The organism is Pasteurella sp. XG20, from assembly GCF_018968665.1.
In the GTDB taxonomy this organism is placed as follows: domain Bacteria; phylum Pseudomonadota; class Gammaproteobacteria; order Enterobacterales; family Pasteurellaceae; genus Pasteurella; species Pasteurella multocida.
Genome location: NZ_CP076656.1, coordinates 1529850 through 1555848 on the forward strand (window position 1 = coordinate 1529850; position 25999 = coordinate 1555848).

Consider the following 25999-nt stretch of genomic DNA (forward strand, 5'->3'; position numbering starts at 1 on the left):
CTCTCACACACTCGGTTTTTTAATGAGCTTTTTACGCATTTTAATGTTGATCATTTCAACCACCACGGAGAAGCCCATCGCAAAGTAAATATAACCTTTCGGAATGTGGAAATCTAAACTCTCCCCAATCAATGCCACACCAATTAAGATTAAGAAAGACAGAGCAAGGACTTTCAAGGTTGGATGCGTTTCAACAAAATCCCCGATTGGTTTCGCTGCAAACATCATTACCCCAACAGCCATCACAATCGCCACAATCATCACGCCCACTTGATCTACCATGCCTACTGCCGTAATCACCGAATCCAGTGAGAACACAATATCCAAAATCGCAATCTGCGTTAAGATGCCTAAAAAGCTTACTGTTTTTGGTTTCTCTTCCTCATTTTCTTCTTCTGGCATCATGGCATGGTGAATTTCATGGGTACTTTTTGCTACTAGGAATAAGCCACCAATCAATAAAATTAAATCACGCCCTGAGATCGCCTCCCCTAATACGGTAAATAAGGTCGCCGTCAACGACATGACCCAAGAAAGAGAAAGCAATAATAAAATTCGCATTCCCATTGCCAAACCGAGCCCAATCAAGCGTCCGGATTGGCGTTGATGTTCGGGTAAACGCCCAACCAAAATACTAATGAAAATGATGTTATCAATCCCTAACACAATTTCTAAAGCAGCTAAGGTAAAAAGTGCAACCCAAGCCTCCGGACTCGCAAGCCATTCAAACATAGTCTGTTCCTTTTTTCATAAAAATGAGATAAATCATATCATTTTGTGCAAAGACACCAAGTCAATTACCCCGTGCCAAGCAAAAATTGTTGTAAAATTTCCGCAGTAAAGGTTTTACGTAAATAAAAGCCTAAAGGTAACGTATCAATCATTTCACCGTGTTTGCCAATTCCACGGGTCAACGCTTTACTGTTTGCCCCTTTCGGACGAAGCTGTAGCACCTCGCCTAAGGTCGCATTAATCTGCTCAAGCTTGCCTAAGCTAATATATTCCATTAGCTCTTCCCAATCTCGCTTTAAGCGCAATTCTTGCTGTGCTGAAGGCTGCCATAAAATCGGCTGCCCAACACGCCGTTCAGACAACGGAATCTGTCTTTCCCCCTCAACTAAAATCCACAGTACCTTACTGAGCTTATGCCTAACATGTGAGTTTTCCCAACTGACCCCCACATTCTGCGTTAAGGGCGCTAAGCTGACAAAAGTGGTTTCTAACGGCATCCCCTGTGCATTAATCGGGAGCGTTTTTAACTCAATCCCCAAGTGCGCAAAATCTTGCTCAGCTTTACTGCCTGCGGTTGCACCGAGAGCGGTTTCAATTAACATACCCACCCAGCCTTTATCTCGTTTTAAGTCAGGTGGAACCGGCATATGCAGGCTTTGTGCCAGATCGGCAAAGCGTAAGCCTGCAATCGCCTGTGCCCGTTGTAATAATTCTTGCTCAGTTTGAGGTGTCATAAAGTGCGGTCATTTTTGCTGATATTTTTTGAGGTGTTTAGGTTTTACAAACTCTACCCCGTGATCCACATAGTCAATTTGTTCTAATTGCAACAAATGGCGTTTGATGGGTAAGCCTCCACCAAAACCGGTCAATTCACGTTGTTTACCTAAAACACGATGACAAGGAATTAGAATGCTAATTGGATTACGACCAACGGCCCCACCAACCGCACGCACCGCCTTCGGCTGACCAATTCGTTGAGCCAGCTCGCCATAAGTCGTGCTTTCACCATAAGCTAACTGTTGTAATGCAGACCAAACGCGTTGCTGAAATGCCGTACCTTTAGGCGCGAAAGGAATCGAGCCAAAGCACACGCGTTTCCTAGCAAAATAGTCCCGCAAGGCTTGCTTAACCTGTAAAAAGAGCGGTCGATTTTCATCTAAAATCCAATCGGGGCGAGGGGCAACTTGCGTGACAACAAAATCAAGATGCGTAAGTTTCTCCGCTTCACACAGCATCAATAAACGCCCAACCGGAGAATCCTCATAGCAATAATAAACAGGTGACATAACATCCTCTAAAGAAGAAAAGCGTACCGAAGTACGCTTTATTATGCTTGATTTTTTGTCAATTAGAAACGGTAATTCACGTTTAAACCATAAAGGTTCGCACTGGCTTTGCTAGTAAATGGAACCCCTTCTTCTTTAAAGGTATTCTTCTTGCCTTTTAAGTGTGCAAAACCGGCATCAATAGATACATTTGGCGTAAAGTGGTAAGTGGCCCCCACACTAAACCAAGTACGATCGGTATCTGGAATAGAAATAGTGTTATGCTCATCTGCAGCACTTTCATCATACGCAATACCCGTACGTACCGTTAATGCATCGGTTACATCATAGCTCGCACCAAGGGCAATACGTGAAGAATCACGAAACTCTTCTGTTTTGCTAAATAAGGTCTTACCGTCCGTACCTTTTGCACGTAATTCTTTAAATTTGCTCCATTGCGTATATTTATAGCTATAGTGCATTGCAAAACGATCGGTCATTTTGTGATAACCAGAAATTTCCCAGTAAGCCGGTAGCGGTAAATGTAAGGTACCCGGGATTTCTTTGCCACCTGTCGCAGTAATGCCTGCAGCTTGTAATTGCTGAGCTGCAGCTACAGGGAATTGGTTTGAATACTGCCCTTTAAAGTTAATATCCACTTGTGAATGATAGGCAACACCAATACGGTTATGTTCATTAAATTCATATACCAAGCCGGCATTCCAGCCAAAGCCCCATTTATCGCCTTGTAGCTTTGAAATGATGCTATTTTCTTTCATACCAAGTTGCTGAAATTTTTGTTTTGCTAACGCCCCCGCATAACGCTCAAGTTTCGCTTTCGCATGCACCGCGTTTAAGCCTAAGCCAACGCTGAACTTCTCAGTAACACGATAGGCACCGCTTAAGTTAAAGTTAATTGCGGTTAAATCGGTTTTACCGCCTAAAAAGCCGCCCGCATATTTGTCATCAAACTCGGTGGCTAAACCATAGTTAACATTCAATCCACCGCCCACAGCGAATTTTTCGTTAATTGGATACACACCATACACTGTCGGAACTAACGCATTCGGCGCAATATTTTTATAGGCGAACCCTGGCATTGGTGAAGTTAAATTAATATTTGGGTCCACATAAATTGCCCCAACAGAAATTTCAGGTTGTTTCAATAAGCTCATTAATGCTGGGTTCGTGGCAACCACTGCCGCATTATCTGCAATCGCGGCTTCCCCCGCATAAGCACGCCCTAAACCGGATGTTGACACTTCTGCTAGTTGGAAAGCGGCAGCAGAAGCGCTACCCGCGACCACCGCTAACGCGGAAGCAAGAAGAGTTTGAGTAAATTTGCTAGTTTTCGCCATAATTATGAGACCTTTGTTATTTAAGTTATTTGTATAATAAAACATTTGTAATAAAACGTTTGGATTCTAAAGAAGTATCTAGAGGGGTGCAAATGTATTTGCTCGATTTAGCAAGAGTTCAGACCAGTCAGATAGATGTGTGAATGATTGATTTTACCTTACAAAAACCAGGGTTAAATTTTACGAGCCCGCGGAACAGTGATAAAATGTGCTAAATATTTCATCAAAATTAGAAGGAAAAGGTATGAGTAAATTAAAATGCAATCCAGAAGAAGCCAAAGCCTGTTGCTGTGTTGATGTGGGTACTATTATTGATGGTTCTGACTGTACGGTAGAATTTGAACAAGTATATGCCTCGCAAGCACAAGCCGAAGAAGCACTGGCTTATTTAACTGAAAAAGCAAAAGCCGCAGAAAGCGATCCTTGCGAAATCACAAGTGATATTTCAGCCGTAGAACAAGGAGCCTTGCTTAAAGCACAATTTGTGTTTAGCTGCCAAGCAGAAGCCATGATTTTCCAACTTTCGACACGATAAAAAAGAAACGAAAAAAAAACCGCACTTTGATGTGCGGTTTTTTGTTGATTACAGTAACGTCCACAGCAATATAGCTAACAGTTGAGGCGAAATAATCCGTAAGAACATCACAAGCGGATAAACCGTTGCGTAGGATAACGCAGATGCACCACTTTCCTCTTTAATCGCATTTGCAAAGGCTAGTGCTGGCGGATCGGTCATCGAACCCGCCAATAAGCCACACAAACTTAAATAGTTCATTTTCGCGTATAAGCGTGCCACGATACCAACAATCATCAATGGTACAAAGGTGATAAAAATCCCATACACCATCCATTCTAGCCCACTTCCATTAACTAAAGTATCGACAAAATTTCCTCCGGATTTTAAGCCCACTACTGCAAGGAATAACACGATCCCAATTTCACGCAATGCTAAGTTAGCGCTAGGTGGCATAAACCAATACAGTTTACCAATGCTCCCAATACGCGCCAAAATCAACGCAACCACTAATGGTCCACCGGCTAAACCGAGCTTAAGCGGCACTGGAAAACCGGGAATATGGAAAGGAATGGAACCCAGTAATACCCCTAAGCCAATCCCAATAAACACAGGCAACATTTGGACTTGTTGTAATTTTTGTTGCGCATTGCCGAGAATTGAAACCGCTTGGTTTAATACTTCACTGCGCCCAACAACATGTAACACATCACCAAACTGTAATGCGGTATTCGCTGTCGGCACCAACTCAACCCCTGCTCGGTTTAATCGTGAAATCACGACGCCATATTTCTGATGAATACCTAACGCGCGAATTTTCTTGCCTAAAACTTTTTCATTGGTGACCACAATACGATCGGAGCGTAAATCCCCAGTAAAACTGGATAAAGGCACATCGACTTCTTCACCTAACACCAATTTGATTTTACGCAATAAAGGAATTTCACCCACCAAATGTAACAAGTCACCTTTCTGGATAATCGTATTGGCTTGCGGCACACTAATATGCTCGTCCCGTTTTAAACGCGTACACACCACATCTCTTTTTTCATCAAAACCGGGAATATCCACTAAACGTAGCCCATCTAAATTCGGATTGGTGACTCTGACATTTATCGAACCAAGGGTTTCTTTATCTTGCCCACTTTCTTTCAGGAAATTTTTCGCTTCATCATCAATTTTAATGCGGAAAAATAAGCGGATTAACCACATACTCAGTAAAATCCCGCAGATACCAAATGGATAAGCCATCGCATACGCCATCCCCATAGTTGACGTGGTTTGCGTAAGCCCTAATTCAGAAAGAATTTGTTGCCCTGCCCCTAACGACGGCGTATTCGTCACTGCACCTGAATAAATCCCGAGAATAATATCCAATGGCACATCAGCAAGCTTATGGATCACAATCACCGCCAGTGAACCCAGCAAAACAATTAATGCTGCAAAGCCATTTAACTTAAGACCAGATTGACGTAATGAGGCGAAAAAACCGGGTCCCACCTGAATCCCAATCGTATAAACGAATAAAATTAAACCAAACTCTTGAATAAAATGCATCGTATGTGCATCTAGCTTTAAACCATATTGGTTAGTAAAATGGGCGACAATAATCCCGCCAAATAATACCCCGCCAATACCTAACCCCACGCCTCGAATCTTCCAATGTCCTATCCACAACCCAATGACAGCAACCAGTGCAAGGAGGCTTATCGTGATGGCGATATCACTCATATTGACCTCTATATCAATTTTAAATTTAACAAAAATAACTAAAATGAATTATAGCAATCTCTTTTTTTAAAAACTTGAAGAAATACTAAAAATTTAACCGTAATCACATTTTTCTTGCTAAAAATGTCAAAATTTTTAACAATACTGGCTTGTTTTTTAAACATTATTTCAATTTGGAACAGCTATGGATTGGTCACAAGAATTATATGATTCTTTTATTTGGTTACTAAAAAGCCTTTCATTGACAACGTTACTCTTTCCTCTCACCGTTTATATCTTGGCAAAAACCACGCAATGGGGTCGCCAGTTTTGGCTTTTGGCGGAAGACTATTTCCACCCCAAACACAATCTCTTACCACTGTTTTATTTTATGATTATTGTGTTTTTCAATTTGCTTTCAGTGCGTATCGATATTTTGGTATCAAACTGGTACAACGCGTTGTACAAATCATTACAAGACATGAATGAAACCGTCTTTTGGCAGCAAATGGTGGTATTTGCCGTGATCGCCAGTTCAAGTATTACGAACGCTCTACTGACTTACTACTTGAGTAAACGTTTTTTGATCCACTGGCGAATGTGGCTCAACAATAGAATGCTCAATAAATGGACAGAAAATCAGGCGTATTACAAAACGCAATATGTAGAAGCCCAATTAGATAACCCCGATCAACGTATTCAACAAGACGTGAGTTCCTTTGTGTCGACCAGCTTAGATTTTGCGACGGGGTTAATTTCTTCTATCGTTTCAATCATTGCGTTTACTATTATTTTATGGAATCTCTCTGGACCGATGACCATTGCCAATATTGAAATTCCTCACGCGATGGTCTTTTTGGTCTTTATTTACGTGCTGTTTAGCAGTATTGTGGCATTTAAAATCGGTCGCCCGTTAATTCAGCTCAATTTTGCCAATGAACGCTTAAACGCTAACTACCGTTATTCACTTATCCGTCTGAAAGAATATGCTGAAAGCATTGCCTTTTATCGTGGTGAAAAAATGGAAAAACGTCTATTGACCACACAATTTAATCAGGTGATTGATAACGTTTGGCAAGTAATCTACCGCACCTTGAAATTATCCGGTTTTAACTTAATCATTACGCAGATTTCGGTGGTTTTTCCGCTGGTGATTCAAGTGACACGTTATTTTCGTCAACAAATCACACTGGGCGATTTAATGCAAACCTCCAGTGCTTTTGGTCGAGTACAATCCTCGTTGTCTTTTTTCCGTAATTCCTATGATGACTTTGCCGCTTATCGTGCGGTGTTAAATCGTTTAACCGGCTTTCATAGCGCGATTAAAGCGGCTAATCGCCCAAGCAAATTAGTGTTCACAGAAAGTCGTCATGATATTGGTTTTCATGATCTCAACGTAGAGACCCCGCAAGGAAAAACCTTAATTGACAAGCTCAACCTACAATTTCCTCTCGGTACATGGTTATTAATTCAAGGACATTCTGGTGTAGGGAAAACAACCTTGTTAAGAACCATTGCGGGACTATGGCCTTATGCCAGTGGGACAATTCAACGTCCACAACAAGATACTCTGTTTCTTTCTCAAAAACCTTATTTGCCACAAGGTCGCCTACTTGATGCCTTATTTTATCCTGAACTGGCGCCTGAAGACGTGAATGAGCAACAAGTTATAGACATACTCGCGAAAGTACAACTCGGGCATTTAAGCGATAAACTAGAACAAGAAAATGATTGGACACGGGTACTCTCTTTAGGTGAACAACAACGTCTGTCGTTTGCTCGCATTTTATTGCATAAACCTACTGTTGTTTTCTTAGATGAAGCCACTGCCAGCATGGATGAAGGACTGGAAGATGCGATGTACCGCTTACTGAAAGATGAACTGCCTCAGATTACTGTGATCAGTGTTGGACACCGTTCGACGTTAATTCCGCACCATTCACAGCAATTACACATTCAATAACAAGACAGGGCGTTGTGGAGTCAACGCCTTATGAAATAAAGCAAAAACTCACCGCACTTTTGCCCTCATATCGAAATGAAAAACTTTGTTAATTGCCTGATTATTGCTACAATCGCGCGCAATTTTTATCCTGTTTAAGGTGTAATATGTTAAGACTATTGATTTTACTCATGACAACGCTTTCGCTCTCGGCATGTTTATCTACAAAACCTACGACATTTCCTGCCGAATTTGCCAATCTTGATTATGAGCTTTCTGATCAAGATGCCAGACGTTGGGCAATCGCCAGTACGCAAGTAGAACAATGTATTTACCCAAATTTAACTCGTATCCAACGCGAACATTTTTCCAAAGAAGACGCCTATATCCATTCGCAATATGTCTTTTTCTATCCACTCGAAGAAATCATTGGCGAACAATATGTCAAAATGATCCAAGCAGATGAAAAGTCCATGGGTTATGCCATATTACAATACAAAAAATTTAAGCAACGACAAGAAAAACCGTTAGAAGAAGAACCATGTCGTGTATTGAGAATGCAAGCAAAAGACGATCTTGCCGTCGTCAAAGGTCAATATAAAAGTGGCATGGCTGAAGAAAATCCACTTAACCAAGATAAACACAACCCTGACGGTGTTGCGACCAACCAAAATAAATTCTTCTTTGACATCATTAAATGGGGTGCCGCCTTGTTATTATAAGGCGACATCACAGAGAGGATCATCTCCTCTCTGTCTCCCTTTTCTTTGCCTGCCTCTTCCACACAAATAAAAACATAATCGATTGCAAAGTGACTCAGTTCAAATAATTTGAGTTTGATCATTTTCATTTTGCTTTTTTTCGGCTAGTCTAACTATGTTATATACCGCATAATTTTTAATAAAATTAAGGAGAATTTATGTCAATCTTTACCCTTGCTCAACATTGGTTAGCACAAGATCCTGATCCTGAAACACATGCAGAACTTACCGCACTTCTTGACGCGGCAAAAACGGGGGATGCGAAAGCAAGCACAGAATTAAATGCACGCTTTGATGGCCGTTTACAGTTTGGTACTGCAGGCTTACGTGGTCGTTTACAAGCCGGACCAATGGGGATGAACCGCGTGTTAGTTGCACAAGCAGCGGGGGGCTTAGCCGATTATTTAAAAGACTATGATAAAACCCCTTCCATTGTCATTGGCTATGACGGGCGTAAAAATTCAGATGTATTTGCACGCGATACTGCCGAAATTATGGCAGGCGCAGGCATCAAAGCCTACTTATTACCACGTAAATTGCCAACCCCAGTCCTTGCTTATGCGATCAAATATTTTGATACCACAGCGGGGGTCATGGTGACCGCAAGTCATAACCCACCAGAAGATAATGGCTATAAAGTCTATTTAGGTAAAGCCAATGGTGGCGGTCAAATTGTTTCTCCAGCAGACCAAGACATCGCTAAACTGATTGATAAAGTGGCGGCTGGCTCCATTAAAGATTTACCACGTAGCCAAGATTTTATCGTACTGGATGACGAAGTCGTTGATGCCTACATTGCGAAAACAGCTAGCCTTGCCAAAGAACCCCAAACAGACATTAATTATGTCTATACCGCAATGCACGGTGTCGGCTATGAAGTATTGAGCAAAACGTTAGCTAAAGCAGGTTTACCACAACCACATTTAGTGGCGGAGCAAGTGTGGCCAGATGGCACGTTCCCAACAGTAAACTTCCCGAATCCAGAAGAAAAAGGCGCATTAGACTTAGCCATTAAAGTAGCGAAAGAGAAAAATGCCGAATTTATCATTGCCAATGACCCAGATGCTGACCGCTTAGCCGTCGCGGTACCAGATGTAGAAGGCAACTGGAAACCGTTGCATGGTAATGTGGTCGGTTGTTTCTTAGGTTGGTACTTAGCGAAACAATATCATGCACAAGGACAAAAAGGCATTCTTGCTTGTTCATTAGTTTCTTCGCCAGCACTGGCTGAGATTGCGAAAAAATACGGTTTCCAATCAGAAGAAACACTCACTGGCTTTAAATATATTGGTAAAGTCGATGGGTTATTATTCGGCTTTGAAGAAGCATTAGGTTATTTAGTTGACCCAGACAAAGTCCGTGATAAAGACGGTATTTCTGCCGCTATTTCGTTTTTAGATTTAGTACGTTACTTGAAAAAACAAGGCAAAACACTCGCCGACTATGCCGATGAATTCACCCAAGAATTTGGTGCTTATGTGAGTGGACAAATCTCGATTCGTGTTGATGACTTATCTGAAATTGGCAAATTAATGAGTGCACTGCGTCAAAATCCACCAAGCGATATCGGTGGTTTCAAAGTCGCACAATTCTTGGATCACACCAAAACCGATCGCCAAAGTGATATTTTAGTGTTCGTTCTTGAAAATGGTAGTCGTTTGATCGTACGCCCATCTGGTACAGAACCAAAAATCAAGTTCTACCTCGATGCGAAAGGGAAAGATCCAAAAGATGCTGAGCAAGTGTTAGCCCAATTTGATGAAAGTGTTCGTCACATTTTACGTCAAGATGAATTTGGTAAGCAGGATTGCTAATCTGACTTAAGCTACAAAATGGCACAGTACACTGTGCCATTTTTCTTTACGCAGCTTAAGATAAACAGCGATTCAACGTCCCTTCACATTTAATATTTTTCAGCAATCACTTTTTTCTCTGGCTCTGCCTCAGCAATTTTTTCTTGCGCTAATTCATGATCTGTCTCCTCTACCTCAGGCTCAGGTTGCGCAACCTCAACACAAGGATGATATTGAAAACAGCCATAAACAGGGAAATGATCAGAGCCAATCTCTGACAGCACACGAATATCACGCATCATGAAGTCATTACTGTGATAGATATGATCCAATGGCCAACGTAAGAAAGGATATTTGGCATGAAAGGTACTGTATAATCCTCGTCCCACACGCGGATCTAATAAACCACTGGTTTTCTGAAATAAGCGTGACGTTGTCGACCATGCGACATCATTTAAATCGCCAAACACCAATACCGACTGATTATGGTTACTGATCTCTTGTCCCACAAGCAACAACTCGGCATCACGTTGGGTTGAGGTGGCACTTTCTGTTGGCGTCGGTGGCATTGGGTGCAAACAATACAAATGAATCCATTCTCCAGAAGGTAAACATGCCTCCGTATAAATGGAAGGAATGTCCTCTTGTACCCAATGGCGAATCTCTGTATTACGCAAAGGCAAGCGGCTGTATAAATGCATACCGTATAAATTATCAAGCGGGATTTTCACCGTGTAAGTATAATGCGCTTCGAGCGAAGCCAGCTTTTCCTCCCACCACAGATCTGTTTCGAGCGTTAATACGACATCGGGTTGCCATTGTTCAATGAGTGATAATAATTTATGCACCTGACGATTTGGGGTAAGCACATTGGTCGTGAGTAACGAGATACTACGTTGATCGCGTTCGCCTTGATATTGTAAGACTTGCGGACGTGCTAAACGCGTATAAGCCAAAATTTCCCAAATTTGATAGCCCATGCATGTCAAATTCAATAATTGTAAGATGACCAGTAACCAGCGTGGTTCCGGCAAAGCGACCCAACCTATTACGAGGCAAAGAAAATTGAGGATCGCAATTTGTAAACGCGGAAAATCAAAAATACGCACCGTCCAATGATTAAACGGCAAAAAAGGCAATAATGTGGCAATAATCGGTATGCTTAAAAAACTAAAAAGTAACCCATCCATTGTGCAAGTAAATGTCAATAATTTGTTAAAAGTTGAACAATAGTAGCACTATTTAACAATGGAGGAAAACGGCACAGTGCAAAAAGTGCGGTCTGTTTTTATCAATTTTCTTTTCAACTTAAACACGATCAGCACTCTCAGGCATATGTATTATATCAATGCCACAATCGCAAACCACCTTGCTCGCTGTAAAAAGCGTTGTTTATCATCTTGTTTACACAAAAGAGCGTATTGTGACTGGCACTTTCCTAAGCGTAAAGAGATGAACAACAGCATGTGATAAAAGACAGCATGAAGTATCTTATATACAGAATGCTTAATAAGCTGAAAGCATCGCTTCTCTGATTTAATCATAAACAGGTAACCTCTTTTGCTTTTTGAAAAAAGCACTACTAAAACATAATTTGATATTTTATAATCAATTCAAGCAACGACAAATCAAACAACAATTGCCGTTTCAAAAAGGAAATCAAGATGAAAAAAATCACACAACTTAGCTTAGTTACCTGTTTTGCTTTAAGCCTTATCGCCTGTGATAATGCCAGCAACACGCAAAAAACGACCGAGCCCGCCCCCAAAGCAGAAATCACCCTCTCTCCACAAGAGCAATTCCGCAAAGATTATGAAGCCTTTGAAACATGGCAAAACACGACCGATCAGAGAATGAATAAAGAAGTCGATGGTTTACAGCAAAAAGTCGCACAAATAGAAAGTGGTAAACAATTATCTCCAGAAGAAATTAACACATTAATTTCAAATTTACGGACTCAAATACAGGCAAGCAGCGCAGAACTCGATGGATTACAGCTGAAAGATGCTGATGTATTACTCTTAGCTGAAAAAACGAAAGCAGCACATAGTGCAGCAATAGATATGCTTGAACTCGTGGTCAAAGCAACGGCAAATCCACTTGAAAAAGCGCAAAAAGATTTGGCTTCGCTTGAAGCAAAATTGAATGAAATGGATAAGTTACATGCTGAAATGGAAACACAAAAAGAAAAACTAAAACAACAATACCAACAAAAATAATCCCTTAAACAATATAGCCAAACAGCCTTGTTTGGCTATTTTTTACGCTCTTATCACCGCCATTTCATTTGTGTTCTATCGCCTTACTTTCCCCTATTTTATTGCGTTTTTCCTCAAATAATCACAAGGAAAAAACAAGATAATTTTATAATGATAATTGTTATTATTTTGTTAACAGTATAGAATGGCGAAGTTTATGCACATCGCTCAGATAGAGTCAATCCTACTCTCGTCATGACTGACGGATCGCTGGCGAAACCAAATACACACTGAAATTAACAGTCAAACTCATATTATAGGACATGATTATGAAAAAACTTCTTACGCTTCTGTTTTTATCTGCGTTAACCCCGTTTGCCTATGCACAAAAAATTGTTACTTTGACGCCTGATGTGGCTGACATTGTGGTGGCATTAGACGCTCAAGATAAGATTGTGGGACGTGATCAAACTACGATGAACCCTGCCTTAGAAAAAGTCGCCGTGATTGGTATTCATCGTAAACTCGCTGTTGAGCCGATTGTGCAAAGCAAGCCGGATTTAGTCTTAGGTTCTTATATGGCAATGCCTGCAACGATTTTCGATAATCTGACGCAACTTGGTGTAAAGGCTGTCAATGTTTTACCCGAAGATCATATTGATGCCTTTGGTAAAGCGATTCTTGAAGTGGGTCAATTAATTGGTAAGCAAGACAAAGCAAACCAAGTGGCAAGCCAATGGGAAGCCGGTATTCAAGCATTACCAAGCACAGGCAAACGTTATTTATTAACCTATGATGGTCGCGTAGTGGCAGGCAAACATACTGCAGCAGATGAATTAATTCGTCGTGCAGGTGGGGTAAACGCAGCAGTAGATGTAGAAGGGATTAAGCCACTTAATCGCGAAGCCTGGTTAGTGGCACAACCAGATGTCATTATTGTGGCAGAACACCAAAAAGAAGTGATTGGCGGAGTAGAAAAATTATTAGAACGCCCTGAAATTGCCAATAGCCCAGCGGCAAAATCAGGTCATATTTACTTCTGGTCTGCTAATGATTACTTACGTTATGGATTAAACACCCCTGAAGTGTTAAAACGTTTACATGATTTAGCGAAGTAATCTGCATTCCGAATGAAAAAACTGTCTGTCTTTTTTGCCATATTGGGAACCGTATTACTGATTTGGTTTTCAACTGGCGTGGGCTTTGGTGGTTGGCAGCCACCAAACGCCCTTGATCCCATCGTTTTTGATATCCGCATTCCTCGTATTCTCAATGCCTTACTCGTTGGCGCAGCACTCGCGGCAGCGGGTGCCGGGCTGCAAGCCTTATTTGAAAATCCCTTAGCCGATCCCAGTTTGATTGGCACCTCTGGCGGTGCCGCGTTAGGCGTCATTTGTGTACTGGCATTTGGAAGCCTTGGCATTGGCGTACCTCTTGCCGCCTTTGTCGGTGCGTTAGTAGTTTGCTTAGTGATATTATTCGCTCATCACGTATTCGGGGGCGGTACGTTGGGTTTGTTAATCATGGGGTTTATCCTCAGTGCCTTTTGTTCCGCTGTGGTAGGGCTTATCCTATTTTTATCCGATGATCTTGTGCTACGCAGCGCCACCATTTGGTTAGCTGGTAGCTTATCAGAAGCCGGCTTTACCCCTATTTACTACCCTTTCGCCATTATGTTGATTGGCTTAGTTTGGATGGCTATTTTAGGTCGCCAGCTTGATTGCTTGATGCTTGGTGAAGACACTGCCTTTACCATGGGTATATCCGTATCCAAACTCCGCTTACAAACTGTCATTGCTGCCGCTTTATTAACCGGTGCTGCTGTTTCTTTATCTGGTATTATTGGTTTTTTAGGCATGATGATCCCGAATATTTTAACGACTGTCATCGGCGGGCATCGCCGTAAACTGATTTTATTATCCGCTTGGGTGGGTGCTGTATTTTTATTAGCGGTGGATAGTGCTTCTCGTCTTATCACTTATCCCATTGATCTGCCTGTGGGCATTGTGATTGCCTTACTTGGTGGTCCTTTCTTCTTCTGGATCTTTATCCAATCAACACAACGTAAAGTGTAAGGAACCGTTGTATGCAAGCACTCTTTGAATTACACCCCTTATCCCTAAAGGCAAATGAGCGGGTAATTTTACAAACTGATCAGTTAACCATTCCACAGGGCAAACATACCGCGATTATTGGTCCGAATGGCGCAGGCAAATCCACCTTATTGCGTGCTTTATTAGGCTATTTTAATGCACAGGTCACCCTCAACGGACACCCTGTGCAAGAACAAATCAGAGCAGGAAAATTAGCCTTTGTGGCACAAAATGGGCGCTATGGTATGCCGTTAAGTGTGGAAGAATATGTCAAATTAGGACAATTCAACCCGACTCTTTTCTCCGCCAGAAAAGTGAATCAACAACATTTATCACTATTATTAGATCAATTTGAACTCAGTCATTTACGCCATAAACGGATCAATCAACTTTCCGGTGGTGAACAGCAACGCGCCAATATCGTACGTGCGTTAATGCAAAATGCGCCTGTGATTTTATTAGATGAACCTTGTAATCACTTGGATATTCGTCACCAACAAAGTCTTATGCAATTTTTAAAACAGCATAAGACCCAATTTAATGCCGTCATGGTATTACATGATTTAGATCTCGCTGCCAGTTACGCCGACCACATTATTTTAATGCAACAAGGTCAAATTATCGCTCAAGGTAAGGTAGAAGACGTGATGCAAAGCGAACGCTTAAGTGCGGTCTACCGCTGGCAAATTTTGCAGAAAAAAGATGAAAGTGGGATTTTCTTTCGGGTTTAAAAAATGAGAAAGCGCTCGCCTGTGACCAGCGCTTAAATGCTGAAAAAAGCGCTCGTGGGAACACGAGCGCCATGGAAAGATTAGTTAAAATTAAACGATGTTTTTGACATCTCTATAGTAAGACGATTTATTTACGTATTCATCCTTAGAATTTAAAATTCATTCCCACATTAAGACCTAGACCACTTTGCGGAATATAGGATAAGAACGAAGTATGATTATAGACTCTACTATTTAGCACATTATTCACATTGGCAAATAAAGTATACTCATTATTGCCCATCTTACCATCATAACTCATACCAAGATTCAACATGGTATGCCCCTTCGTTGGTGTTTCTAGTCGTGCCACTTTGTTTTGTGCAAAGACTCGATAAAGCTGCGTATTGAAACTTATGCCGTTGTCAAAATACGCATTCCATTTTATGCCTAAACGCATTGGTGACATACGAGGTGCATTACCATCAGGTTGTTTTTCCCAACCCGTTGGTTGTACACCAACCATGTCATAATTTTCGTTATAGATATATTTATATCCAATCGGGAGAGACGGAAGGTCTTTTAACTTACCCCGCACGTAATCACCAAAAACGGACACACTGTGTGTTGAGGAAATTTGATAGCTCACTTCGGCTTCCAACCCATAAATCTTTGCTTTCGCTTGATTGTAGCGATATAAGCGTAATGGATAATCATCGCTTAATGAACGTAAACAACGGGAATTAGGTCGCCACGGACAGCTTGTTTTGTTATTTAAAATAGCGGCATAAATATAGTTAGAAAACTGTTGATAGTAGCCACTTAATTTGATCCCTAATTTTTCCCCTGTATACCCCCAACCTAATTCGACATTATTCGAGCGTTCTTTTGTCAGATTTTTATTTCCCGCTTCAAAAGAATTGGTGGCTAAGTGTTTCCCATGCGCATATAGCTCTTGCGCATTTAGCAAACGTTCTTGATGCGAAACAATCATATTAAACTGATGTTGTTCATTTAATTGATAATTTGCCGATAAAGCATAAGAATAGGCTTTCGATTTATGTGGTCGAGTCAGCTCTTCCGGTGGCTGCTCATCTTTTGGCACATTAAAATGATATTTCATCGCAATGCGTTGTTTTTCCACACGCCCACCAATATCAAATTGCCATTTACCTAATTCAACATGCTCCATTAAAAAGAGGCTTTGCTGAGCCGTAGTATGATCAGAAAGGAGATTTTGTTTACGATATTCAAGTGTATGATTATCTAACGCATAGCTATCTTGATATACATGACTTAAACCAATTAACCCACTGACGCCCGCAATCGGCTGATGAAGGAATTCAACACGTGCTGAATAGCCTTTATTTTTAAATGAATTGTCTGAGATCGCCCCTGATTTTTCATCGTGGCGATAACCAACTTTGGCAATCGAAAAACGGACTTTATCTAAGCCTTTTACTGGATTTTTCCATTCGCCACGCAAATCCCAACGTTGCGTGTTTAACGCAATATGCGGATCGGCATGCGCGTGATGATCGTGACTATGTTGCCCATTTCCGTGATGAGCATGACCGTGATTACACAGATGCCCATGGCTATGCCACTCTTTTTTTATACAATCAATACCGGGATTATTATAATCAATGTCAGTTTCTTCCATTAAAAATGGATAATGTTTTAGATAGGGCTTACGCCAATGTGCATCGGATAATAAAACATGCATGTAGTATTCATCGTAGAGATGTGAATGCGCAGGTAACCCATATTTGTCTTTACGTTGGCTATACGCAACACCTAAATAACCTTTATCACCCACCCAAGAAAATCCAACACTGCCACTTCGATTATCCACAAAGCTATTTGCCAATTTATGATGCGTGCTCCCCTGATACTGATAAGAAGGTGTGCGATAATCACCGGCTTTTTTGTGCAAACCTTCAAGGTGTAACGCAAAATGTTTTGATAATCCCACATCTAATGCCACATTCACCAGACGTTCATTGTCCGCACTGCCCGTTCTTAAGCCGACTTCGCCCTCAACTCCGACAACCTCGGCGGTAGGAATTTTATTATCAACCACATTGACTACACCTGCCGCATTGCCTGAACTATACAACAAGGTATTTGCACCACGTAAAATTTCAACTTTTTTAGCTAATAGACTATCCACTGCCACAGCATGATCAGGCGACATAGCAGACATATCCAAGGTTTCATTACCACTGCTCAGCACTTTGATCCGCTTACCTTCTTGTCCACGGATCACAGGCGCAGACGCCCCACCGCCAAATTGACTAGCATGAATACCCAGCTCACTCGATAGCGCATCACCAAGATTACTGCCGCGTTGTTTAAGGCTATACGCTAGAATAATTTTTTCACTTGCCATTAAACGCCCACCAAGTGGCGCACCTTCTCTGCTCTCAATCAGCGTATTTACAAAGATCGGTTCAAGTTCAATATGCTCAGTTGTATTTTTTAGTGGGCTTTGAGCAACAGCCAGTTGGCTATAAAGTGCCGAAATAACACACAATGATAAGTACGAAATTTTTCTCATAAAAAACATATTAATTTTTAAAGTTAATAAAGGCATGTATTACTAAAAATACGCATTCAAGCCCTGTCTTTACGTCAGTCTGCAAGATGCTATAAGTAACTGACTGTACGGAATACACGCGCTAGGTGTGGCATCCTAATAACGACTTGTCCGTTGTAATAGGATCGTGCGCGATACCTAAAGCTGATTCGGTTAAGCTATGCGGTACATTAAAATTAGCGCTAAATTATTGTCTATATATCGATCAATGACAAGTCTTTTTTTACTGCGTAAATTATCATGATGATATTTACTCTTTTTTAACGATAGAGAGGCTGATAGCTTTTTTAACGGCAGCGCTCGTCTGTAGCCTAAAGACAGTGCTCATCTGGGACGGGTGCTTTAACTTGAGAAAATGAAAAAGCACTCGTGAGAACACGAGTGCCAGCGTAAGTGCGGTCATTTTGAGCCAACTTTTTAACATATGAAAAATAAGATTACGTTTATCACTCTCTTTCTATTTAAAAAGGAACAATAGCAAAATCTAACATTCTTGCTAGCTGTAAAATGCGTTTTTTATCTTTTTGTTTACAGACAAATAAACTGTATGAATCTTGTTCCGTTTCAATATTTAACAAAGTATAGTCGCTCTTTTTCTCTAAGCGTTCGACAATTTCATAAGGTTCGAGGGCTTTTTGGGGCAGTTTGAATTTCTTGCCAATGACGCTTGATAAATATTCGCTTAATTCTTCATTATCAATGCGCCAATCCGTATCAAACGAATCTAACATGGGTTGCAATAAAAAACGATAACTCAAAAATGCCAATTCAGGTTTATCGCCTTCCTCTGCATAGCCTTGTTCAACTAAATCCAATAGGCATTTTTCAGGCGCCTCTTGAATTTGTTGATAACGTTTTATAAATTCCTCTTTATCATGAATATTTAATAAAGTAGTGAAGTCATGTAATGCTTCTGTAATGTCAATTGGTTCTGGTGCATCAATATCTAATTTTTCGCACATAAAATCGACAGCTTCTTCAAGTAATTGAAGATAAGCTTGATCAACTTCACAGTTTGGATCAAGTAATTGGCTATTGCCCATTTCTTTAAACAGATTGCCCGTTGTCGGTGAGGTATAAAGCAATTCCATACTATCCTGACCTTCATGATCTTGGCAAGGTATGCAAATAAAAGTGACATATTCTGTATTATAGTATTTTTTCAATGCTGGATTTAGCGGAGAAAAGAAATTGAATTTAATCGCAAAAAATCGCCAATTGCCTCCCTCAATCATCTCCGCAGGACTAGGTGGCGTGATATTCGCTTTGCTCATCAGCGCTTCAAGGGGCGTATAAAAATCTTCATAGCCTGCTTGCGTTAAAAAATGATTAGCCAAATTTTTCGTCGCTTCTGGAATATCTTCAGGGTAATAATAATATTGTGCCCTTAACGCCATACCAAATGGTGATTTGGCGAAATAAAAACGATATTGGCAATGTTGTAAAACATAGTCTTCAATCTTTTTTAGCTTTTCGATGAGTGCCATGTTGCTCTCCGTTAAAAAGTGCGGTCAAATTTACAGAAGTTTTATTGCATCTTACTCAACTAAAAAAAGATATCAATATAATCCACTACTGAATCACAGGGACTATCCATCTGTTGTAAACGCCAATATTTGCGCTTATCGGTTGCACGAAATTCATAAGTACCATGGCGAGTACAGGCTTTACCCTTGTTAACGTGATAGACAATAGTGACAATTTCACCGGTAAAAAGAAATGCGCTTTCATCAATCACCTTAATTCTGCCAAACAATGATACTGAATTGCCATCCAACTCCTGTTCTCCTTTGATCACTAACCCCGTTGCATCTCTTGAAATCTCAGCAGTACCAAATTTATCCCAGCTGATCCACTGTAAAGCAAATTTGTGTTCCCCAATCAATTTATTTTCAATTTTGGTCATTTGTTCTGGCGTGAATAACTGAGATTGAGCCTTAACACTTAACCAACAAAGACTTCCCAAAAGGGCAACGCCGAGGGATTTGAAGTACTGCTTTTTTTTCATAAATACCCTCCTCATAAAAGTGAAAACTGCTTGTTTATTATACGATAGTATTGATTAAAAACGGTTATGTCTGAAATACGTTATTGATAGAGGGTGTTAATGTTGTGGTTTGTGAGGAGTATTCTGAAGAGCGCCCAATCTTTGGTGAGTGCTTTAACTAAACTAGAGATGAAAAGGTGATTGTGAAAACACGAGTATCATTCAGGAGAATATGATTTGGCATAATGCAATACCCATAAAAAATCATTCCTTTTTCTTTACAACAAAACGCAAGTGCCTGAATAATCCCTCCAAAATATCTTTCTCTAACAAATACCTCTATCCAATAAATCGTTGTGAAACTACAAAATAAATTCCCACTGGATTATTTATTTTATATTTTCTGTACATTATCCTTATCCTGATAAAAATTAATTATAACTCTTTTCGTTTACCTACTTCTTCCTACTCACAAAATAAAAATGAAATAGCTAAGAAAGATTGTACTCGTCTGTTAAGAACACTTAGACTAAATTAGACATGACAAGACTCTCGTATGAACAAGAGCGCCATCGGGAGAAATAAAAAACAAATTTAAATAGCTGCCTGATTTTATTTCCCGATATAATTCACAAAAATAAAAACGCCAGAAAATTAAAAAAAGGACAGCGTTCATCGGTGATGAGTACTTTTAACTGAATTAGGTATTAAAAAAGGGCAGTCGTGTGGACACGAGCCCTATAGGAGGGAAATAGTTGTCAAGTTAAAAAGAATAATATGATTAAATTAACAATAAACAAGATGATATAAGGTCCCCATACAGAAAAGCGTTGACAATTTAGAATGATTTGTATATCTGAAAAGGATGTTTTAGAAATATCAGTTCTAATTCCCTCCTCCGAAATATGTAATGAATCACCACACAAAACTTGATTTAACATGTTTTCTATATTATGTGACTTTTGAATCATTTTATATTGAATTATACGAATGTTAACTTCAAATATAAAAACAAGTAATATTATGAATATATCATATAGTATAATTGATACGTTGCAATGTTGAAAACCAAATGCTATTAATGCAGACCAGATTGAAATTCCCCACATGCGTATATTCCAAGCAGTTTTATCATTGTTTTGGCTTATATTTTGCACAGTTTCCCATGCTTTAATAAGTATATCTTTATTGTTTTCCATTGCTAATTACCTTCTTTAGATAACTAAATAAAGCATTTGCATCGCAACTTTTATTATCAATAATTTCCAAAATGGATAGAATAAATGGTGTTAGGTATCTTGTAATAAATTTGTTCAGATCATGCTTTACATAGTAAGTATATGTAGGCTCATATAAAACTCGGTTGTTTTCTAGACAGCTCTTCATTGAGGATACAACTTCTTTATATAGAGGAGGCGATTCTAATTGATTTAAATTTAGATTGGTGTCCATTAAATTTCTATATTCTTTTTTAAATATTTCTGAATAGATTTGCTCTACAATATTTTCAAAATATAATTTAATTTCTTTCCTGTCGGATGTATTTTTCTCATAAAAATTATAAAATAAAACTGAAAGATTTCTACACATATCATCATTAATCATACAAGATCCTTTTTTATTAAAAAATATACTGTTAATATTAGTTTTTTAGCCTCTAGAGAATTAGGTTTTATTGTTAGGTTTAATGAAATGTTTCTTGTACTATAATCATAGAACTGTTGTAGTTCTAAGAGTTTTTTTCTTAGTTGCTCATTCTTTACTGCTTCTATTATACACTCTTTCTTATTAAAGATATAAATTCCTTTGTTAGCTAATTTAAAAATACAATAATTTTTTAATAGAGGATATATATTATCTAAGACAGATAAATAGAAACCATTAGAAAAATCTAGATTCCTATATAAACTAATATCAGATTGTATTTTTTTAATTTCATCAATAAAGCTAGACTTTACTCTGAATTCTCTCTTTAATTTATTCCAGAGTTGCATATTGCCATAAATAACTTTTCCTTCTAGAAAAATATGATGAAGAAATAAACTTCCTTCTATATGGAATTTATAAAATGTATCATAATTATATTCTATATAATTATGAGGGTAATTCGGTAGTTTGTACTGTCTTAATATATTTTCTGATTCATATATATCTATATTTATCAATAATATATCTAGATCGCTGTTTATATTATCATCTCCTCTTGCCACGGAACCAAAAAGAACAATAAATTGATTTTTAAACATTATGATGTTATCTCCGAGGAACTACTAACAAGCCAAATTGAAAGTATTATTAATTCAAATATCATTTGTTGAATTATTTACTATAGTTATAAAAGCAGTTGATAAGTAATTATCAACTGCTTTTACTTAAATCACTATTTTAAGCTCACCCTAGCATTCCTAAAAATCCGCATCCATGCCCCATCTTCGCTCCAATCTTCTGGGTGCCATGAGTTAGAAACTGTACGGAATACACGCTCTGGGTGTGGCATCATGATCGCAACACGACCGTCTTGGTTAGACAATGCTGTGATGCCTTCTACGGAGCCGTTTGGGTTGGCAGGGTAGATTTCCGTTGGGTTGAGGTTGTTGTCGATATATTGTGCCACGATTAAGTTTTGATCTTTTAACATCTGTAACTGTTGATCGTGTTTAAACTCAACACGTCCTTCACCATGCGACACCGCGATTGGCATATGTGAACCTGCCATACCTTGGAACCAGAGTGAATTTGTCTCATTAATACGCACTAATGCAGCACGGGCTTCGAAACGCTCGGATTTATTACGCACGAAACGTGGCCAAGCTTCTGTACCCGGGATAATTTCAGCAAGGTTAGAAACCATTTGGCAACCATTACACACCCCTAAGGTGAGAGTGTTTGGATTAGCAAAGAACTCGCTAAATTGATCACGTAATATTGGATTAAATAAGATCGATTTCGCCCAACCGCCACCCGCACCAAGCACGTCTCCATAAGAGAAACCACCACAGGCTACTAAGGCATTGAAGTCTTTTAAGTGGTGACGTGCATTGTGTAAATCGCTCATATGGACGTCAATGGCGTCAAAGCCTGCACGGTCAAAGGCCGCTGCCATTTCGTAATGGCTGTTAACCCCTTGTTCACGTAAGATTGCAATGCGCGGTTTCTTGCCTGTGGCAATGTAAGGTGCGGCAATATCTTCGTTAATGTCGTAGGTTAAATGAGCGGAGAAACCTTTGTTTTCAGGATCTTTCTTCGCTGCAAACTCTTGGTCGGCACATTCTGGATTGTCACGTAAACGTTGCATTTGGTGGGTTAATTCTGCCCAGATGCCACGTAGTTCAGAACGTTTTTGGCTGAATAATAATTTGGTACCACGAGAAATTTCGATACGATCTTCTGTGGTCACTTCCCCTAACTCTTTGGTTAAATGGATTAAACCATGTTGTGATAACACATCACGTACATAGCTTAAATCACTCTCACGCACTTGAATCACCGCGCCTAATTCTTCATTGAATAACACGGCAAGATCGTTATCCCCTAATGCACTGATATGGATCGATAAACCACAGTTACCCGCAAACGCCATTTCGGCAAGGGTGGCAATTAAACCGCCGTCTGAACGGTCGTGGTACGCCAAGAGTTTTTGCTCTGCCACCAACGCTTGCATGGCATTGAAGAAGTTTTTCAAGCTTTCAACGTTCACCACATCCGCAGGTTTATCACCAAGTTGTTTATACACTTGCGCAAGTGCGGTCGCACCTAAGCGATTTTTGCCTTCGCCTAAGTCAATTAATAATAAGCGACTGTGTCCTTTGTCGGTGCGTAATTGTGGCGTGACTGTTTTGCGTACATCTTCCACACGTGCAAAGGCACTAATCACTAAAGATAATGGTGCCGTCACGGTTTTTTGTTCACCGTTTTCGTGCCACGTGGTTTTCATTGACATGGAGTCCTTGCCCACAGGAATGGTTAAGCCAAGTTGTGGGCAAAGCTCTTCACCTATAGCTTTCACGGCTTGATATAAGCCTGCATCTTCGCCTTCGTGACCTGCCGCTGACATCCAGTTCGCTGATAATTTAATACGTTTAATATCACCAATGTTCGTTGCTGCAATATTGGTGATGGATTCAGCCACGGCTAAACGCGCAGACGCGGCAAAATCTAATAATGCCACGGGCGCACGTTCACCCATTGACATAGCTTCACCGTGATAGCTGTCTAAACTAGCTGTGGTAACCGCACAGTCTGCCACAGGAATTTGCCATGGACCGACCATTTGGTCCTGTGCCACCATACCAGTCACAGAACGGTCACCAATGGTAATTAAGAAGGTTTTTTCTGCCACCACAGGTAAGCGTAACACACGGTGAAACGCTTCTTTTAAGTCAATTTGAGAGTGATCTAACGCGCTACCTTCTACCGTTTTTGATTTCACATCACGGGTCATTTTTGGCGTTTTACCCAACAACACATTCATCGGTAAATCGATTGGGTTATTATCGAAATGATCATCGTGTAAGGTTAAATGTTCTTGCTCTGTGGCTTCACCAATCACCGCAAAGGGTGCACGTTCACGTTCACAAAGTGCGGTAAATAATTCTAATTTTTCAGGGGCGACCGCTAACACATAACGTTCTTGTGATTCGTTACACCAAATTTCTAATGGACTCATCCCACGCTCATCACTTAAGATCTTGCGTAGTTCAAATTTCCCGCCACGACCGCCATCATGTACGAGTTCTGGCATCGCATTGGATAAACCACCTGCCCCCACATCGTGAATAAAGAGAATTGGGTTGTCCTCACCTAACTGCCAGCAACGGTCGATCACTTCTTGGCAACGACGTTCCATTTCTGGGTTATCCCGTTGTACCGAGGCAAAATCTAAATCTTCTTTTGATTTACCAGAAGCCATAGAAGAAGCTGCTCCACCGCCTAAACCGATGTTCATGGCAGGTCCACCTAATACAATCAGTTTTGCCCCGACAGGAATTTCGCCTTTTTGTACATGTTCTGCACGGATATTGCCAATCCCACCCGCTAACATGATCGGTTTATGGTAACCACGTACTTCTTCACCCGCAAAGCTATTGACTTTTTCTTCATAAGTACGGAAATAACCTAATAACGCAGGGCGACCAAATTCATTGTTAAATGCTGCACCGCCTAAAGGTCCTTCGATCATAATATCGAGTGCTGAAGCAATACGATTGGGTTTCGACACTGGATTTTCCCAAGGTTGTTCAAAACCTGGAATCACTAAGTTAGACACCGAGAAGCCCACTAAACCGGCTTTTGGTTTCGCACCACGACCGGTTGCGCCCTCATCACGGATCTCACCACCAGAACCGGTTGCAGCGCCTGGGAAGGGCGAAATCGCAGTTGGGTGGTTGTGAGTTTCCACTTTCATTAAGATATGCGCATCTTCATTGTGATAGCGATATTGCCCATCTTGATCCGGGAAGAATCGTCCCACTTTTGAGCCTTCCATCACCGCCGCGTTATCTTTATAGGCTGAAAGTACGTGATCTGGGGTTTTCTCAAAGGTATTTTTAATCATTTTAAACAAGGATTTTTCTTGTTTTTCGCCATCAATGATCCAATCCGCATTAAAAATTTTATGACGGCAGTGTTCAGAGTTTGCCTGTGCGAACATATACAGTTCAATGTCATTTGGGTTGCGACCTAGTGCGGTGAAATTTTCGACTAAATAATCAATTTCATCTTCTGCGAGCGCCAGACCTAATTCCACGTTTGCATTTTCTAACGCTTGACGCCCACCGCTCAAAATATCAACAGTAGTAAATGGTTTTGGTGCTTGTTGGTCGAACAGCACTTTGGCTTCTTCAGGGGTATGAATGATGCCTTCTAACATTCGGTCATGAATGTGTGAAACCAAGCGTTGTTGCTCTTCAGACGATAACGTGCGGTCAAATTCAAAATAAAATGCTAATCCACGCTCTAAACGATTCACTTTGTTTAAGCCACAGTTGTGCGCAATATCGGTTGCTTTAGATGACCAAGATGAAATAGTGCCAATACGCGGAATCACGATAAAACAGTGACCAACAGGATCATGCTCCGCAAGAGTGGGACCATAGTGTAATAGTTGGTCTAATTTTGCGCTTTCATCTTCTGTTAAGGTTTCAGATAAGTCAGCAAAATGAATATATTCCGCATAACACGCGCTCACGGGAAGATTGGCTTTTTGAAAACGCACAGCAAGTTGATTTAAACGAAATTCAGAAAGTGCGGGAGAACCACGAAAAATTTGTAACATAGGATTAGCCCTGTTTAGTTAAATAATTAAAACGAAAAACGGGGCTATTATAAAGGGAAATCA

General features: G+C 40.2%; 21 protein-coding genes. 8 read left to right on the forward strand and 13 right to left on the reverse strand.

Translation table 11 applies throughout. The annotated features are described in order from the left end of the window. Nucleotides 1-3: 3 nt before the first annotated feature. The 4 genes from KPF51_RS07005 to KPF51_RS07020 all read right to left on the reverse strand — a co-directional run bounded on the left by KPF51_RS07005 (nt 4) and on the right by KPF51_RS07020 (nt 3355). Nucleotides 4-732: a TerC family protein gene (locus KPF51_RS07005; protein ID WP_005717387.1), complete on the reverse strand. Its 729-nt coding sequence runs from the start codon at nt 730-732 to the stop codon at nt 4-6. A 65-nt stretch (nt 733-797) separates the two neighbouring features. Then, entirely contained in the window at nt 798-1466 is a 669-nt protein-coding gene (gene mutH, locus KPF51_RS07010) for a DNA mismatch repair endonuclease MutH (protein WP_005757181.1), read from the reverse strand. A 9-nt stretch (nt 1467-1475) separates the two neighbouring features. Continuing rightward, nucleotides 1476-2018, reverse strand: a complete 543-nt coding sequence (locus KPF51_RS07015) for a methylated-DNA--[protein]-cysteine S-methyltransferase (protein ID WP_064661148.1) — start codon at nt 2016-2018, stop codon at nt 1476-1478. Between the two features lie 62 nt (nt 2019-2080). Further along, nucleotides 2081-3355, reverse strand: coding sequence for an outer membrane protein transport protein (locus KPF51_RS07020; protein WP_046333826.1), 1275 nt, complete (start codon nt 3353-3355; stop codon nt 2081-2083). 244 nt (nt 3356-3599) lie between these two features. On the opposite strand from KPF51_RS07020, the gene KPF51_RS07025 reads away from it, so the two are divergent. After that, nucleotides 3600-3890 (forward strand): YfcZ/YiiS family protein, encoded by a 291-nt coding sequence (locus KPF51_RS07025; protein ID WP_005723236.1) that lies wholly within the window; start codon nt 3600-3602, stop codon nt 3888-3890. 48 nt (nt 3891-3938) lie between these two features. On the opposite strand, the gene KPF51_RS07030 is transcribed toward KPF51_RS07025, so the two are convergent. Continuing rightward, nucleotides 3939-5600: a putative transporter gene (locus KPF51_RS07030; RefSeq protein ID WP_005723238.1), complete on the reverse strand. Its 1662-nt coding sequence runs from the start codon at nt 5598-5600 to the stop codon at nt 3939-3941. Between the two features lie 184 nt (nt 5601-5784). On the opposite strand from KPF51_RS07030, the gene KPF51_RS07035 reads away from it, so the two are divergent. The 3 genes from KPF51_RS07035 (at nt 5785) to KPF51_RS07045 (ending at nt 10096) form a co-directional block, all read left to right on the forward strand. Then, the gene (locus KPF51_RS07035; RefSeq protein WP_061405891.1) at nt 5785-7542 is read left to right on the forward strand and encodes an ABC transporter ATP-binding protein/permease; all 1758 of its coding nucleotides are present in this window, start codon (nt 5785-5787) and stop codon (nt 7540-7542) included. Between the two features lie 146 nt (nt 7543-7688). Next, the gene (locus KPF51_RS07040; RefSeq protein WP_005723242.1) at nt 7689-8243 is read left to right on the forward strand and encodes a DUF5358 domain-containing protein; all 555 of its coding nucleotides are present in this window, start codon (nt 7689-7691) and stop codon (nt 8241-8243) included. 197 nt (nt 8244-8440) lie between these two features. Continuing rightward, nucleotides 8441-10096: a phospho-sugar mutase gene (locus tag KPF51_RS07045; RefSeq protein ID WP_005723244.1), complete on the forward strand. Its 1656-nt coding sequence runs from the start codon at nt 8441-8443 to the stop codon at nt 10094-10096. 89 nt (nt 10097-10185) lie between these two features. Here the strand turns inward: KPF51_RS07045 and KPF51_RS07050 are convergent, their stop codons facing one another. Beyond that, on the reverse strand, nt 10186-11265 hold the full coding sequence (locus tag KPF51_RS07050; protein ID WP_061405890.1) for an endonuclease/exonuclease/phosphatase family protein: 1080 nt from the start codon (nt 11263-11265) through the stop codon (nt 10186-10188). A gap of 474 nt (nt 11266-11739) precedes the next feature. Here KPF51_RS07050 and KPF51_RS07055 point away from each other — a divergent pair, with 474 nt between their 5' ends. From KPF51_RS07055 to KPF51_RS07070, 4 genes are all read left to right on the forward strand, one after another. Further along, on the forward strand, nt 11740-12294 hold the full coding sequence (locus KPF51_RS07055; RefSeq protein ID WP_061405889.1) for a hypothetical protein: 555 nt from the start codon (nt 11740-11742) through the stop codon (nt 12292-12294). A gap of 308 nt (nt 12295-12602) precedes the next feature. After that, on the forward strand, nt 12603-13391 hold the full coding sequence (locus KPF51_RS07060; RefSeq protein ID WP_061405888.1) for a hemin ABC transporter substrate-binding protein: 789 nt from the start codon (nt 12603-12605) through the stop codon (nt 13389-13391). A gap of 12 nt (nt 13392-13403) precedes the next feature. After that, the gene (locus KPF51_RS07065; protein ID WP_005757196.1) at nt 13404-14348 is read left to right on the forward strand and encodes an iron ABC transporter permease; all 945 of its coding nucleotides are present in this window, start codon (nt 13404-13406) and stop codon (nt 14346-14348) included. Between the two features lie 11 nt (nt 14349-14359). Next, nucleotides 14360-15097, forward strand: coding sequence for an ABC transporter ATP-binding protein (locus KPF51_RS07070; protein WP_005723258.1), 738 nt, complete (start codon nt 14360-14362; stop codon nt 15095-15097). Between the two features lie 145 nt (nt 15098-15242). Here KPF51_RS07070 and KPF51_RS07075 read toward each other — a convergent pair whose 3' ends face one another. From KPF51_RS07075 to purL, 7 genes are all read right to left on the reverse strand, one after another. Continuing rightward, nucleotides 15243-17636, reverse strand: coding sequence for a TonB-dependent receptor (locus tag KPF51_RS07075; RefSeq protein ID WP_231102468.1), 2394 nt, complete (start codon nt 17634-17636; stop codon nt 15243-15245). A 500-nt stretch (nt 17637-18136) separates the two neighbouring features. Beyond that, a complete protein-coding gene (locus KPF51_RS07080) occupies nt 18137-19162 on the reverse strand; it encodes a hypothetical protein (protein WP_061405886.1) in 1026 nt (341 codons plus the stop codon). A gap of 59 nt (nt 19163-19221) precedes the next feature. Next, nucleotides 19222-19683, reverse strand: coding sequence for a hypothetical protein (locus tag KPF51_RS07085; protein ID WP_061405885.1), 462 nt, complete (start codon nt 19681-19683; stop codon nt 19222-19224). Between the two features lie 737 nt (nt 19684-20420). Then, nucleotides 20421-20861: a hypothetical protein gene (locus KPF51_RS07090; protein ID WP_061405884.1), complete on the reverse strand. Its 441-nt coding sequence runs from the start codon at nt 20859-20861 to the stop codon at nt 20421-20423. Then, a complete protein-coding gene (locus KPF51_RS07095; RefSeq protein ID WP_061405883.1) occupies nt 20848-21267 on the reverse strand; it encodes a hypothetical protein in 420 nt (139 codons plus the stop codon). Before KPF51_RS07095 ends, KPF51_RS07090 begins: the two co-directional genes overlap by 14 nt. Then, complete coding sequence (locus tag KPF51_RS07100) at nt 21264-21908, reverse strand: nucleotidyltransferase domain-containing protein (protein WP_061405882.1); 645 nt, start codon at nt 21906-21908, stop codon at nt 21264-21266. The genes KPF51_RS07095 and KPF51_RS07100 overlap by 4 nt, the downstream gene beginning before the upstream one ends. Before the next feature lie 134 nt (nt 21909-22042). Continuing rightward, entirely contained in the window at nt 22043-25936 is a 3894-nt protein-coding gene (gene purL, locus KPF51_RS07105) for a phosphoribosylformylglycinamidine synthase (RefSeq protein WP_061405881.1), read from the reverse strand. Between the last annotated feature and the right edge of the window lie 63 nt (nt 25937-25999).

Coding starts and splice junctions, on each gene's coding strand:
- KPF51_RS07005 (WP_005717387.1), bottom strand. CDS start 732: ATGTTTGAATGGCTTGCGAGTCCGGAGGCTTGGGTTGCACTTTTTACC.
- mutH (WP_005757181.1), bottom strand. CDS start 1,466: ATGACACCTCAAACTGAGCAAGAATTATTACAACGGGCACAGGCGATT.
- KPF51_RS07015 (WP_064661148.1), bottom strand. CDS start 2,018: ATGTCACCTGTTTATTATTGCTATGAGGATTCTCCGGTTGGGCGTTTA.
- KPF51_RS07020 (WP_046333826.1), bottom strand. CDS start 3,355: ATGGCGAAAACTAGCAAATTTACTCAAACTCTTCTTGCTTCCGCGTTA.
- KPF51_RS07025 (WP_005723236.1), top strand. CDS start 3,600: ATGAGTAAATTAAAATGCAATCCAGAAGAAGCCAAAGCCTGTTGCTGT.
- KPF51_RS07030 (WP_005723238.1), bottom strand. CDS start 5,600: ATGAGTGATATCGCCATCACGATAAGCCTCCTTGCACTGGTTGCTGTC.
- KPF51_RS07035 (WP_061405891.1), top strand. CDS start 5,785: ATGGATTGGTCACAAGAATTATATGATTCTTTTATTTGGTTACTAAAA.
- KPF51_RS07040 (WP_005723242.1), top strand. CDS start 7,689: ATGTTAAGACTATTGATTTTACTCATGACAACGCTTTCGCTCTCGGCA.
- KPF51_RS07045 (WP_005723244.1), top strand. CDS start 8,441: ATGTCAATCTTTACCCTTGCTCAACATTGGTTAGCACAAGATCCTGAT.
- KPF51_RS07050 (WP_061405890.1), bottom strand. CDS start 11,265: ATGGATGGGTTACTTTTTAGTTTTTTAAGCATACCGATTATTGCCACA.
- KPF51_RS07055 (WP_061405889.1), top strand. CDS start 11,740: ATGAAAAAAATCACACAACTTAGCTTAGTTACCTGTTTTGCTTTAAGC.
- KPF51_RS07060 (WP_061405888.1), top strand. CDS start 12,603: ATGAAAAAACTTCTTACGCTTCTGTTTTTATCTGCGTTAACCCCGTTT.
- KPF51_RS07065 (WP_005757196.1), top strand. CDS start 13,404: ATGAAAAAACTGTCTGTCTTTTTTGCCATATTGGGAACCGTATTACTG.
- KPF51_RS07070 (WP_005723258.1), top strand. CDS start 14,360: ATGCAAGCACTCTTTGAATTACACCCCTTATCCCTAAAGGCAAATGAG.
- KPF51_RS07075 (WP_231102468.1), bottom strand. CDS start 17,636: ATGAGAAAAATTTCGTACTTATCATTGTGTGTTATTTCGGCACTTTAT.
- KPF51_RS07080 (WP_061405886.1), bottom strand. CDS start 19,162: ATGGCACTCATCGAAAAGCTAAAAAAGATTGAAGACTATGTTTTACAA.
- KPF51_RS07085 (WP_061405885.1), bottom strand. CDS start 19,683: ATGAAAAAAAAGCAGTACTTCAAATCCCTCGGCGTTGCCCTTTTGGGA.
- KPF51_RS07090 (WP_061405884.1), bottom strand. CDS start 20,861: ATGGAAAACAATAAAGATATACTTATTAAAGCATGGGAAACTGTGCAA.
- KPF51_RS07095 (WP_061405883.1), bottom strand. CDS start 21,267: ATGATTAATGATGATATGTGTAGAAATCTTTCAGTTTTATTTTATAAT.
- KPF51_RS07100 (WP_061405882.1), bottom strand. CDS start 21,908: ATGTTTAAAAATCAATTTATTGTTCTTTTTGGTTCCGTGGCAAGAGGA.
- purL (WP_061405881.1), bottom strand. CDS start 25,936: ATGTTACAAATTTTTCGTGGTTCTCCCGCACTTTCTGAATTTCGTTTA.